This window comes from Butyrivibrio sp. INlla14, from assembly GCF_900102515.1.
In the GTDB taxonomy this organism is placed as follows: Bacteria; Bacillota; Clostridia; order Lachnospirales; family Lachnospiraceae; genus Butyrivibrio.
The window spans coordinates 16,842-29,827 of record NZ_FMVS01000018.1; the positions used below are offsets into that span (position 1 = coordinate 16,842).

Below are 12,986 nucleotides of genomic sequence, written 5' to 3' on the forward strand. Positions count from 1 at the left end.
TGCATCATTCTACCGCATGCCTATCATGCAAATTCTTGCTTTTTGTTTCTTTTGCATGATTCTTACTGGCCTCCGTGATGCAAATCTTCTTTTTTCTTTTTCTTGCATCACTCTACCGCATGCCTATCATGCAAATTCTTGTTTTTTGTTTCTTTTGCATGATTTTTACTGGCCTCCGTGATGCAAAACTTCTTTTTTTCTTTTTCTTGCATCACTCTGCTGCCCAAATGTCATGCATCTTCTCGATGATGGCCTCAGTGTCCTCAAGAAGCTTTTGCTCTGCCTTGGCAGGGTTCTTGTCCTTGTCGTAAGTATAGACAAAGACAGGGACGCCGGCTGCGTGGAATGTCATCTTGCCCTTGTAGCTGGCAACAAAGCCAGGAATCTTGCCGGAGTCAATCTTGGCATTAGGATTAACCTTGATTTCAATCTTGCCATTGCCGCCCTTGATTTCTGGAATATAGAGGGCATGAGCTCTTGTGCGGAGTAGTGATATGCGAAGAAGGTTTATGGCGGTCTCAGGAACTTCGCCGAATCTATCTATAAGTTCATCCTTCATATCATCGCACTCGCCCTGATTCTCAAGGCTTGCAATTCTCTTGTATATTTCAAGCTTCTGCTCTTCGTTTAATATATAGTTATCTGGAATGAAAGCACTGACATCGAGGTCAATACTGGTATTGATGTCATCCAGAAGGTAATCTCCATCCGCCACAGACTCATCATTCTTTTTGCGTCTCACTGCCTCTCCCAGCATCTTGCAATACAGGTCATAGCCTACAGCCTGCATGTGTCCTGACTGCTTGCGGCCCAGAAGGCTTCCTGCTCCTCTGATCTCAAGATCTCTCATAGCAATCTTAAAGCCGCTACCTAGATCAGTAAACTCTCTGATTGCAGAAAGTCGCTTTTCTGCAACCTCTTTGAGCATCTTATCCTTCTTGTACATAAGGAAGGCATAGGCTGTCCTATTGGATCGTCCTACACGGCCCCTTAGCTGATAGAGCTGTGAAAGTCCCATCTTGTCTGAATCATGAATGATCATTGTGTTGACGTTTGGAATATCAAGCCCCGTCTCAATAATTGTAGTTGAAACCAGAACATCTATAGTTCCGTCAATGAAGTCATACATGATCCGCTCAAGCTCAGATTCCTTCATCTGTCCATGAGCAAAGGCAACGTTGGCCTCTGGCACCAGCTTCTGTATCTGAGCCGCCACGTCAGCTATAGTATTGACTCTGTTATATACATAGTAAACCTGACCGTTTCTTGCAAGCTCTCTTACAATAGCTTCACGGACAAGCTCATCGTTGTACTCCATGACATAGGTCTGGATAGGCATTCTGTCATTGGGAGCTTCCTCAAGAACACTCATCTCTCTGATGCCAACAAGCGACATATGAAGAGTTCTCGGAATAGGTGTTGCAGAAAGTGTCAGAACATCTATGTTTTCCTTGAGAGTCTTAAGTTTTTCCTTATGAGTTACGCCAAAGCGCTGCTCCTCATCTACGATAAGAAGTCCTAAGTCTTTATACTGAACATCCTTGGAGAGAAGTCTGTGGGTTCCTATAACAATATCCACAAGACCTTTCTTAAGGTCTGTCACAGTTTTCTTCATCTCAGCAGGTGTCCTGAATCTAGACATAAGATCAACTCTTACAGGGAAATCACGCATCCTCTGTGAGAAGGTATTGTAGTGCTGCTGAGCAAGAATTGTTGTAGGCACCAAAACTGCAACCTGCTTGCCATCCTGAACTGCCTTAAATGCTGCTCTGATGGCAATTTCTGTTTTTCCAAAGCCTACATCGCCGCAGACAAGCCTGTCCATGATAATAGAAGATTCCATATCACGCTTGGTATCTTCGATGGCATTAAGCTGATCCTCTGTTTCCTGATAAGGAAAGGCATCCTCAAACTCCTGCTGCCACACAGTATCAGAGCTGAACTGGTGTCCCTTAGCCTGCTGGCGCTTAGCATAGAGTTCAACAAGATCCTGCGCAACCTCTTCAACTGCTGCCTTGACCTTATTCTTGGTATGACTCCACTCAACACTGCCAAGCTTATTGAGCTTGGGCTTATGCGTAACCTCTGAATCGTCTCCACCAGAGGCATACTTTTGGATAACTCCAAGTCCTGTTGCCAGAACGTAGAGATTTCCTCCATCCCCGTACTCAATCTTTATGTAATCTCTGACTACATGGTCAGTTTCAATCTTCTCTATTCCGCGATAGATTCCAAGGCCATGATCTTCATGGACAACGTAGTCTCCAATCTTAAGATCTGAAAAGCTCGATATCTTCTCGCCCTGAAACTCACTCTTTTTCTTCTTTTTGCGCTTTTTGACATGCTCAGTAAAGATGTCACTCTCTGCAATTACGGCAAACTTGATCTCAGGATACTCAAAACCTTTTAAAATCCTGCCGTAATAGGTCATAATCTCGCCTGGTTTTAATACTCTTCCCGGATCTTCACTATAGAAGGCTGTAACAAGATTATCCCTAAGGTCATCAACAATTCTTTTCGCTCTGGTACGGGATCCTGACAAGATCAGGACTCTGTAGCCTTCCTTGACATATTTCTTAAGGTCAGACACAAGGGATTCAAAGCTGTTATTATAGGGCGCAATACTCCTTGCCCTGATGTCCCAGCTTTTTTCCGGAGCAAATAGATTCTGTGACTTTGGCATCTGAAGGCCAGATATCAGAACTCGTCTGCCATTTTCCATTCTGGCGATACAGTTATCAATAGAGTACAAAAGATCCATCTGCCCAGGAAGGATATATCCCTTCTCAGCCCTGTGGGTCATGCTCTCTTTAAACTCGGTTTCCACAGCCCAGGCATGCTCCTGAACACGCTGCGGCTCATCGATGAAGATGCAGCTTCTTCCCTTAGGGAACATTTCCTGCATGGTTACAGTATCCGGGTAAAAATATTTGATGTAACTCTCAAGGTTTACAAGGGATTTTAGTTCAAAGAGCTGCTCCCTTAGTTCCTCTGTCTGAGTCTTTAGCTGATGCGCCTCCTTGGTCTTGAACTCGGCGCGAAGTGACGTAACTCTTTTATCTGTATCCTCCTGGATCCTGTCCATTCCTTCTTCCAGGAGCTTGTCGTCCAGAATGATCTCAGATGCAGGATATATTTCAACAGACTCCAGTTTCTCAAGCGATCTCTGGGATAATATGTCAAAGCTTCTGATAGACTGGATTTCATCTCCCCAGAGCTCGATACGGATAGGGTTTTCCTCAGTAAGGTCAAAGACATCCACAATATCACCACGAACTGAGAATTCACCTGGGCCTTCAACCTGGTAATTCCTGATATATCCCATGGTAGTGAGTCTTTTTGCTATCTCAATCTCATCAATTGGCTTGTGCTTGTCTATTGCAAGGATATTGTCCCTTATGATCTCAGGTTTTATCTGAGGTGCCATAAGAGCTGCAAAGGTTGTGACAACAGTAACTGGCCTTCCCTCCAGGAGACGCCTCATGGTGCGGATACGCTGCCTTACTATCTCGTTACTATGAACATCAGCCTGGTAAAAGATAAGGTCTTTTGCAGGATATACTGTGACATTCCTGTCGTAAAACTTGTAGTCCTCATATATCTCTTTTGCCCTAAGGTCTGAGTAGGTAACTATTATTCTGTACTTAAACTCTGCTCCAAGACTGTCAATAAAATGGAGCTTCTGGGAGTCCACGCATCCTGTAACCTCTGCGCAGGCAAAGGGCTTTTCAAGATATTTATTTATTTCTTCAAATTGACTTAATTCATGTAAGGGAGTTTGTATCGCTCTCATATTTCTCCTATATAACCACAAACACACATATCAAGCTATCTGTAACAATATCAATATATACGCTGTCACTCGTAGCCACTTCTATTTAACATGCATATAATATATTGCTTCTGTCTTCAGTCCTTCTTTTTGGTGTTGTACTTGTTCATGGCAGAATCCACACCTGCAGTCATTATCTCCTCAACAGCAAGGATTGCTCTGTCTATTCCTTCCTTGATGTTAACAGCATCTTCGCCTTCAAAGTGGCCAAGAACCCAATCTACCATGTCCCATTCCTTGGGCTTTTTGCCAACGCCAACGCGAACGCGGTTAAATTCGCTGTGTCCAAGCTGGGCTATGATGTTCTTAAGGCCGTTGTGACCACCTGCACTTCCCTTAGGACGCACTCTGATGTTTCCAGCATCGAGCTCAACATCATCTGATATAACAATGAGTTCTTCCTTGGAATCTATCTTGAAGTAGTCGCAAATAGGTCTTATGGCCTCTCCGCTAAGATTCATATAGGTAAGGGGTTTAACAAGGATAACTCTGTCAGCTCCTATTCTGCCTTTTCCATAGGCTGCCTTGAACTTAGTCTCTGTAAACTCAATTCCGTATTTATCTGCCAGGGCATCTACTACCGCAAAGCCCACATTATGTCTTGTTCCAAAGTATTTCTTTTCCGGGTTACCTAGTCCCGCAATAACGTACATCTTTCCTGTTTCCTCTTCTTTCTCTTTTACAAACAATTTTCTTAATAGCTGTAACATGTTACCATTCCCCACAATTTCTTAATGTCATGACTTAATACTCTTTTTCGAGTCATATTTTTGCGCACGCACATATGCGCAGGAACCGTTTAATATGCCCCTGCGTATTATTTGTTAAAGTACATAATAACACAAGGGAGCCTAGAAATCTAAGCCCCCTTGATAATAATTTTATTAAATTTAATTTTGTATTATTCTACGACTGCCGAATCCCCCTCGGCAACCTCGTCTGCAGCCTTATCATAAGCTTCCAATATGGTGTCCTGAAGGACTTTTCTCATATCAGAATTGATAGGATGTGCTATGTCTCTGTACTCTCCATCAGTTGACTTCTTGGAAGGCATTGCGATAAACAAGCCTCTCTCGCCTTCAATCACCTTGATGTCATGAACAACGAATTCGTTGTCAAAAGTAACTGAAACTACTGCGCGCATCTTGCCCTGCTTGGTGACTTTTCTTACTCTAACATCTGTAATCTTCATAGTTGTAACCCCCTCTTGGTTAGTTAGACTAAAGTTGTCAGTGTTGCTATGAGTTTATCATAATACATATCTTTCATTGTTCTCAACGACTACCTTGATGCCGTTTTCCTCTTTATAATAAGAGTTTGCCTGGATTGTTCCATGGCTCTCAACAATGCAGTTCTCAATGTGTGAATTGTCCCCGATGTACACATCATTAAGTATTATAGAATTTTTGATGTAACAGTTATTTCCTATGAACGCCCCCTTGAACACCAGGGAATCCTCTACGGTTCCGTTGATGATGCATCCACTGGAAATAAGACTGTTTTTAACGTTTACCCCCACGTTATATTTAGCTGGCGGAAGATCTACTACCTTGGTGTAGATTCCTGGATAATCGCGGAAGAAGTAATTACGTACCTCAGGCTTTAAGAAGTCCATGTTGGTTCTGTAGTAATCTTCTACTGATGCGATGTTGTTCCAGTACTCTTTGATCTTGTAGCCATAGATTCGTTTCATATCCTTGTATCTTACAAGAATATCTCTAACGAAATCATATCTCTCTTCTGCCTCAGCTCTTTCGATCAGTTCGATGAGCTGACGTCTTCTGATAACATAGATACCACATGAAATTGTATTGGACCTTGATACAACAGGCTTCTCTTCGAATTCCTCGATCCTGCTCTCCTCATTCATGCGGATAGTTCCGAATCTCTCTGTATCAATGCTGGCTGGCATGTCCTTACATACCACTGTGATATCTGCCTGCTTCTGAATATGGTATTCAAGAAGCTTGGCGTAATCCATCTTGTATACACAGTCTCCTGAAGTAATGATCACGTATGGTTCGTGACAGCTTCTTAAGAATTCAAGATTCTGTGCAATGGCATCCGCTGTTCCTCTGTACCAGAGGTTTCCTGATGCCTTAACTGCTGGAGTAAATACGTACAAGCCGCCCTGCTTACGTCCGAAATCCCACCACTTGGAGGAACTAAGGTGTGTGTTAAGGCTTCCTGCATTGTACTGTGTGAATACGGCAACTGTCTGAATGTGAGAGTTGGTCATGTTACTAAGAGCAAAATCGATACTCCTGTAAAAACCAGCCACTGGCATAGCACATACTGCTCTGCGCTTGGAAAGTTCCTGCATTCTGCTACTGCTACCGCCTGCTAAAATTATGCCTATCGCCCTCATGTCAATCACCTGCCTTATCTAATGTTCTGCCGCTATCAAGGATTCCACCTGGGTAATCTTCCTTGGTAGTGTTGCCGGAAATCATTGTATTCTTGCCGACCTTTACGTCATCTGGAATAACTGATTTCTCACCGATAGTGCAGAGACCTTCACAATAAATACTGGGCTTGGTCTCATTTTCTTTTTCCTCGAAGGCACCAAGAGTTACTCTGTTACCAATTCTGGCCTTCTCAGCTATGATTGCCTTTTCAATATTGCAGCCCTCACCAATCTCTGTCTCATTCATGATGATAGAGTGGCTGACAACTGTGTCCTTACCAATCTTGACGCCAGGTCCAATAACGGAGTTATAAACCTTGCCGTAAATCTCGCATCCCTCACCTACGATGCTGCGCTCAATTGCGCTGTCCGGGCCGAGATACTGAGGAGGCTGAACGTCACTTGCAGTATATATCTTCCAGTATTCCTCATAGAGGTTAAACTCTGGAACAATATCGATAAGTTCCATGTTGGCTTCCCAATAAGATGTCAGGGTTCCAACATCCTTCCAATAGCCATCGAATTCGTAAGCATAAAGTGCCTGTCCCTGCTCCTTGCAGTAAGGAATGATATGCTTACCAAAATCAAGGCCTGCCTGATCTTTATTCTTTATAAGGGCTTCCTTGAGCGCCTTCCAGGAGAAGATGTAGATACCCATAGAAGCAAGATTGCTGCGTGGGTGCTCTGGCTTTTCTTCGAAATCAATGATCCTCTTGTTCTGATCAGTGATCATGATACCGAATCTGCTGGCCTCTTCCATCGGAACCGGCATAACGGCAATTGTAGCATCCGCGCCGCTTGACTTATGGAAGTCGAGCATTGTCTCATAATCCATCTTATAAATATGATCACCTGAAAGGATCAATACATAATCAGGATTATAATTCTCCATATATTCTAAGTTCTGGTAAATTGCATTGGCGGTACCGGTATACCATTCACTATTGGAGCTCTTTTCGTAAGGTGGTAAAACAGTTACACCACCGAAGTTACGGTCAAGGTCCCACGGAATACCTATGCCAATATGAGAGTTTAGACGAAGTGGTCTGTACTGCGTAAGAACTCCGACAGTATCCACTCCAGAATTAATACAATTGCTCAGAGGGAAATCGATTATTCTGTACTTACCCCCGAACGACACGGCTGGCTTAGCCATCTTGGCTGTCAGCACGCCTAGTCTGCTGCCTTGGCCCCCTGCCAAAAGCATTGCGATCATTTCTTTTTTTATCATGTTCCACCTCATTGCTGCTAAAATCGCTTTTTTTCCCTATATAAAAGTATAGCATAAATAATGTGCATTAATGATGTGATTTTGTGTTTTTTTAAATTTATATTTAGTTTATTTTATCTTTTTTGACAATGACTAAATAAGTGCTAGAATATAATCCGGTAAAAGAGATATTAATTATAAGTAGAATCATACTTAGAATCGAGGATTTTCATGTATCAGATAGATTTTAAAAAACCTGTACACGTATATTTTATGGGCATAGGCGGAATATCAATGAGCGGTCTTGCCCAGATTTTGATAGAAGAGAATTTTAAGGTCTCAGGTTCAGATAATAAGGAATCTGAAATGACAAGAGCTTTAGAGTCACGTGGAGTCAAGATTTTCTACGGACAGAAGGCCGAGAATATCGCAGCTGCAGGGCCAATCGATGTGGTTGTATACACAGCAGCTGTACACCCTGACAATCCAGAGTTTGTAGCTGTAAAAGAGGCCGGCATCCCAATGCTCACAAGAGCTGAGCTCCTGGGCCAGATCATGAAGGAATATGACCTTCCTGTAGCAATTGCTGGAACTCATGGCAAGACAACAACAACTTCCATGCTGTCCAAGATCCTTCTTGAGGCAGACACAGATCCAACGCTTTCAATTGGCGGTATTTTCAAGGATATAGGCGGCAATATAAGAGTTGGCAGGTCTGAATATTTTGTTACTGAGGCCTGCGAGTACACTAACAGTTTCCTTAGTTTCTTCCCTAAGATCAGTGTTATTTCTAATATAGATGCAGATCATCTTGATTTCTTCAAGGATCTCGATGACATCAGACATTCCTTTAGAAAGTTTGCACAGCTCCTTCCAGCGGATGGAAGCCTTGTGATCAACGGCGATATCGACAATGTTTCCGAGATCACAGATGGTCTTAGCTGTAGCATAATCACCTACGGCTCAGCAGATAATTTTGATTACTATCCAACTGATATCACCTATGATGCTCAGGGCAATCCTTCATTTGTAGCACATATGCCTGGAGGCGAAACTTTAAATGTCACTCTGGCTGTGCCTGGTATCCACAATGTTTACAATGCTCTTGCTTCTATAGCTGTTGCCAACATCCTTGGCATTGACAAAGAGCACATCGTATCTGCACTTTCAATGTTTGGCGGCACCAGCAGGCGCTTTGAGTATAAGGGTGAAATAGGCGGAGTTACTATAATCGATGACTACGCCCATCATCCGACTGAGATAAAGGCAACTCTTACAGCAGCACAGAACTATCCACATAATAAGATATGGTGCGTATTCCAGCCACACACATATACAAGGACCAAGGCCCTTTTAGATGAGTTTGCACAGGCTCTTTCCCTTGCTGATCATGTTGTACTTGCTGATATTTACGCTGCCAGAGAGAAAGATAACCTGGGAATCAGCTCCAGAACCTTAAGAGACAAGATTGTCGCATTAGGTCACGAGTGTAATTATTTTCCAACTGTTGAAAATTTTAGTGAAATAGAAAAATACCTTTTGCAAAATTGCACAAAAGGAGATTTGTTGATAACCATGGGTGCCGGTGATGTTGTGAAAATAGGCGACGAACTCCTAGGCAAATAACACTTATCCACATTTCCACCGTGGACAGGTCAAAATATTCAATCGATTTCGGTGGATAACAGCCACCCATTTTCCACTTCCATATTTTTGGAGGAAGGGCTGATGGGATGGCTGTTTTTTATTTCTGTCGTAATAAATAATCCACGTTATCCACATTGTCCACAATTGAGTCTAATCTCTCAGACTGCCCACAGGTGCTCAATTTCTTCATCACTTTTTCCAATATCATTTAAAAAAATGCCATGCTATAATTTCAATTGTTCAAGGGAGTTCAGGTGAAAAAAGCTTGTTTTACGTTTGGCGGAGGATCAACGTAATTTATACCTCAGAACATATCAATATTGTAAGAGGTGAACAGAAATATGATGGGGAAGGTAACTATCAGTCAAAATATGGGGGAGGATTCTACTTATGTTTCCAACATTTTCATTGATGAATACATGCAAGATGCAAACGATGCGCAGCTCAAGATTTACTTGTTTTTACTGCGTATGATGGCTTCGAATTTACCAACAAGTGTTCCAGATCTTGCTGATAAATTCAATCATACAGAGAAGGACGTTATTCGCGCCCTTAAATACTGGGAGAAGAAGGGTCTCATCAGTCTCGTATATGATCAAGACCAGAATCTTACCAGCATACATATGGAAGAGATAACATCACACAAGAGTCTTGGCAGAAGAAGGGAAGACAGCGTGATCAGAGCGCTTCCTTCTGTAAGGCCTAGTGTGTCTGACAACTCTGAAGTGGCACCAGGTAAGCCAAATTACACTGCTGCTCAGCTCAAGAGCTTCAAGGAGAATTCCGGAAGCGGTATCATGTACGTTGCTGAACAGTACTACGGCAGACCTCTTAATCCATCAGAGATGTCTACTATATACTACATTCATGATGAGCTGAAATTTAGTGATGAATTATTGGACTATCTGATGCAGTACTGCGTCGATAATCATAAATCTGATTTCAGATACATGGAAAAGGTTGCCATTAGCTGGAATCAGGAAGGCATCAAAACGCCTAGACAGGCTCGTGCGGAAAGCTACAAGCATGATGGGGATATCATTTCAGTTATGAAGGCCCTGGGTATGGAAAATGCACCTACTGTAACGGAAGGGTCCGTTATCAGTTCGTGGCGTGGGGAGCTAGGATTTACGATGGATATTATCATGGAAGCCTGCGAACGCACTGTCATGGCTACACAGAAGAATCGCCTTAAGTATTGCGACGGCATTCTTCGCTCCTGGCATAAGAGTAAAGTAGTGACAAGGGAGGATATTGCCAGGTTAGATGCAGAGCACACCGCTGACCTTCGCAAAAAGAAGGCAAAGGCTTCCGTAGCATCCATCGATATCAAAGCCCGCTTAGACGAATCATATATTCGTCCTAACGGTTCCCAGAACCGCTTCAATCAATTCCAGCAGAACACTTATGATTTTACTGAGCTTGAGAAGCAGCTTCTGGACAACTAATACACTTCTTTTATCTGATTGGGGAATCAGGTAAAGGCATCCAAAAACCCAGCCCTGTACTTTGGTTTGGCGGCGGCGTCTATAAACGCCTTCCCCGAAACACGTACAGGGCAAAATTATGCAAGGGAGAATATCATGGCATTAACAAACGCTCAGTATGACGAAATAATGCATGAATACGAAGAACTGCGCTCTCTCCACAGGCAGGAGCTTGAGGACAGACAACGTTATGTATATGAAAGCGTTCCTGGATACAAGGAACTAGAGGACCAGGTAGCAACCGCCAGTGTAGCCTTTGGTAAAAGGCTTCTTGCAGGCGAAAAGCTTGACCGCTCAGTTCTCAAAAATCAGCTGGCTGAGCTTTCCAGACAGAAAACTACTCTTTTAACTGAAGCCGGTTTTTCTTCAGATTATCTTGATATGGGGTATTCTTGCCCTGATTGCAAGGATACAGGATATATTGGCAATGAAAAGTGCCACTGCTTCAAGCAGAAAATTGTAGAATCTCTTTACAACAAATCAAATCTTAAAACCCTTACCAAATCTGCAAACTTTAAGCTTCTTTCAGACAAATACTATTCTGGAGAAGATCTTAGAAAATTTCAGGGTGCTGTTCGTAACAGTGAAGATTTTGTTAAGAATTTCAACTCTGACTACCAAAATTTATTTTTTTATGGTACAGTGGGTACTGGCAAAACGTTCCTTTCAATATGTATTGCCAATGAATTGCTCAAGAAAGGTCATTCAGTCATATATTTCAGTTCCCTGGGGCTGTTTACCATGCTAGGTGAATATGCCTTCGACTACAAGGCGAAGCAAGAGCTCCACAGTATTTATGAAGATCTTTATAACTGTGAACTTCTTATAATCGACGACCTTGGTACGGAACGTCCAACTAGTTTTGTGTTATCTGAGTTCTTCTCCTGTCTGAACGAAAGGGATCTCAGGAAGAAATCAACTATCATAACTACAAACCTTTCTCTTGAAGACTTACAGGCTATTTACTCTGACCGTATTTCATCTAGAATAATCAGCAATTACAAACTTCTGAAGTTATCCGGTCAGGATATTCGTAAATTAAAAAAGATTGCAAGAAAAGAAAGTGAGGATTTGCAGTAATGCCAAAGAGAGAAGAGAAACGTAATCTGGAGACAATTCCTGTTGGGTCACTTGGAATTATTCCCCTTAAGGGAGTAAGGACACTGGCAGAAAAGGTTGATTACTATCTCGTAAAGTGGAGAGCTGAGAGAGAAAACGAACACAAGGGTAGCCTTGCATTTACAGGCTATGAGAGACCATCCTATATTCTGGATGCTGAGGTTCCAAGATTTGGAACTGGTGAGGCCAAGGGTGTCATCAAGACCTCTGTTCGTGGAGATGATCTCTATCTTCTTGTTGATGTATGTAACTATTCACAGACCTATTCTCTTTTTGGTCAGGAGAATCACATGTCTCCTGATGATCACTACCAGGATCTAAAAAGAATAATCGCAGCTGTCGGTGGTAAGGCAAGACGTATCACTGTTATCATGCCTTTCCTCTATGAATCAAGACAGCACAAGAGAAGCTCTAGAGAATCTCTTGACTGTGCTATTGCTCTTCAGGAACTGGTTAACATGGGTGTTGATAATATCATTACCTTCGATGCTCATGATCCACGTGTTCAGAATGCTATTCCTCTTAATGGATTTGAAACTGTCCGCACTACATATCAGTTTATCAAGGCACTTCTCCGTAACGTCTGGGATCTTCAGATTGATTCAGACCATATGATGGTCATCTCTCCAGATGAAGGCGGAATGGGAAGAGCTATCTATCTTGCCAGCGTACTTGGTCTCGATGTAGGTATGTTCTATAAGAGACGTGATTATACACAGGTTGTTGATGGTCGTAACCCTATCGTTTCACATGAGTTCCTTGGAACAAGTGTTGAGGGCAAGTCAGTTATCATCGTTGACGACATGATCTCATCAGGAGAATCTCTTCTTGATGTTGCAAGAGCTCTTAAAGAGCGCAAGGCTGCCAGAATATATGCTTTCTCAACCTTTGGTCTGTTTACAAGTGGACTTGAGGAATTTGATAAGGCTTATGAGGAAGGCCTCATTGATAAGGTTCTTACAACAAACCTTATTTATCAGACACCAGAGCTTTTGTCCCGTGAATGGTACATTAGCTGCGATATGAGTAAGTATATCGCTTACCTTATCGATACACTTAACCACGATGCTTCTATCAGCGATCTCTTAAATCCTGTAGAACGTATCAATAACATTATTGAGCGTTACAAGAGCGGTGAGCTTCGTGCATCTCTTGAAGCTGAGAAGAAAATCAACTGATTACATTTTAAATAGTAAAATAAGTGCATTGCAGAAGTGTTTACTATCTACTGCAATGCACTTTTTCTTTTTATCTTTTAGTTAATTTAATCATATTCTGTATAGC

9 protein-coding genes are annotated in these 12,986 nt (G+C 42.3%); 4 read left to right on the top strand and 5 right to left on the bottom strand.

What is annotated here, in order from left to right; all coding sequences use genetic code 11:
* Positions 1-211 precede the first annotated feature (211 nt).
* The 5 genes from mfd to BLO53_RS12220 form a co-directional block, all read right to left on the bottom strand.
* Positions 212-3,793 (bottom strand): transcription-repair coupling factor, encoded by a 3,582-nt coding sequence (mfd, locus tag BLO53_RS12200; protein WP_092062037.1) that lies wholly within the window; start codon positions 3,791-3,793, stop codon positions 212-214.
* Between the two features lie 116 nt (positions 3,794-3,909).
* Positions 3,910-4,485: an aminoacyl-tRNA hydrolase gene (gene pth / locus BLO53_RS12205; protein WP_026489947.1), complete on the bottom strand. Its 576-nt coding sequence runs from the start codon at positions 4,483-4,485 to the stop codon at positions 3,910-3,912.
* A gap of 248 nt (positions 4,486-4,733) precedes the next feature.
* Positions 4,734-5,024, bottom strand: coding sequence for a septation regulator SpoVG (gene spoVG / locus BLO53_RS12210; RefSeq protein WP_026489948.1), 291 nt, complete (start codon positions 5,022-5,024; stop codon positions 4,734-4,736).
* Between the two features lie 57 nt (positions 5,025-5,081).
* Positions 5,082-6,200 (bottom strand): glucose-1-phosphate adenylyltransferase subunit GlgD, encoded by a 1,119-nt coding sequence (gene glgD / locus BLO53_RS12215; RefSeq protein ID WP_026489949.1) that lies wholly within the window; start codon positions 6,198-6,200, stop codon positions 5,082-5,084.
* A gap of 1 nt (position 6,201) precedes the next feature.
* Entirely contained in the window at positions 6,202-7,470 is a 1,269-nt protein-coding gene (locus BLO53_RS12220) for a glucose-1-phosphate adenylyltransferase (protein WP_092062039.1), read from the bottom strand.
* 210 nt (positions 7,471-7,680) lie between these two features.
* On the opposite strand from BLO53_RS12220, the gene murC reads away from it, so the two are divergent.
* The 4 genes from murC (at position 7,681) to BLO53_RS12240 (ending at position 12,880) form a co-directional block, all read left to right on the top strand.
* A complete protein-coding gene (murC, locus tag BLO53_RS12225) occupies positions 7,681-9,075 on the top strand; it encodes a UDP-N-acetylmuramate--L-alanine ligase (protein WP_092062042.1) in 1,395 nt (464 codons plus the stop codon).
* A 362-nt stretch (positions 9,076-9,437) separates the two neighbouring features.
* Complete coding sequence (locus BLO53_RS12230) at positions 9,438-10,544, top strand: DnaD domain protein (RefSeq protein WP_051197271.1); 1,107 nt, start codon at positions 9,438-9,440, stop codon at positions 10,542-10,544.
* Positions 10,545-10,679: 135 nt separating this feature from the next.
* Positions 10,680-11,663 (top strand): ATP-binding protein, encoded by a 984-nt coding sequence (locus BLO53_RS12235; protein ID WP_092062045.1) that lies wholly within the window; start codon positions 10,680-10,682, stop codon positions 11,661-11,663.
* Positions 11,663-12,880: a ribose-phosphate pyrophosphokinase gene (locus tag BLO53_RS12240; protein ID WP_026489954.1), complete on the top strand. Its 1,218-nt coding sequence runs from the start codon at positions 11,663-11,665 to the stop codon at positions 12,878-12,880. Before BLO53_RS12235 ends, BLO53_RS12240 begins: the two co-directional genes overlap by 1 nt.
* Positions 12,881-12,986 lie beyond the last annotated feature (106 nt).

Excerpts from the sequence above, each read along its gene's own strand:
- glgD (WP_026489949.1), bottom strand. The coding sequence starts at position 6,200 with ATGAGGGCGATAGGCATAATTTTAGCAGGCGGTAGCAGTAGCAGAATG.
- BLO53_RS12220 (WP_092062039.1), bottom strand. The coding sequence starts at position 7,470 with ATGATAAAAAAAGAAATGATCGCAATGCTTTTGGCAGGGGGCCAAGGC.
- BLO53_RS12240 (WP_026489954.1), top strand. The coding sequence starts at position 11,663 with ATGCCAAAGAGAGAAGAGAAACGTAATCTGGAGACAATTCCTGTTGGG.
- murC (WP_092062042.1), top strand. The coding sequence starts at position 7,681 with ATGTATCAGATAGATTTTAAAAAACCTGTACACGTATATTTTATGGGC.
- pth (WP_026489947.1), bottom strand. The coding sequence starts at position 4,485 with ATGTACGTTATTGCGGGACTAGGTAACCCGGAAAAGAAATACTTTGGA.
- BLO53_RS12230 (WP_051197271.1), top strand. The coding sequence starts at position 9,438 with ATGATGGGGAAGGTAACTATCAGTCAAAATATGGGGGAGGATTCTACT.
- BLO53_RS12235 (WP_092062045.1), top strand. The coding sequence starts at position 10,680 with ATGGCATTAACAAACGCTCAGTATGACGAAATAATGCATGAATACGAA.
- mfd (WP_092062037.1), bottom strand. The coding sequence starts at position 3,793 with ATGAGAGCGATACAAACTCCCTTACATGAATTAAGTCAATTTGAAGAA.
- spoVG (WP_026489948.1), bottom strand. The coding sequence starts at position 5,024 with ATGAAGATTACAGATGTTAGAGTAAGAAAAGTCACCAAGCAGGGCAAG.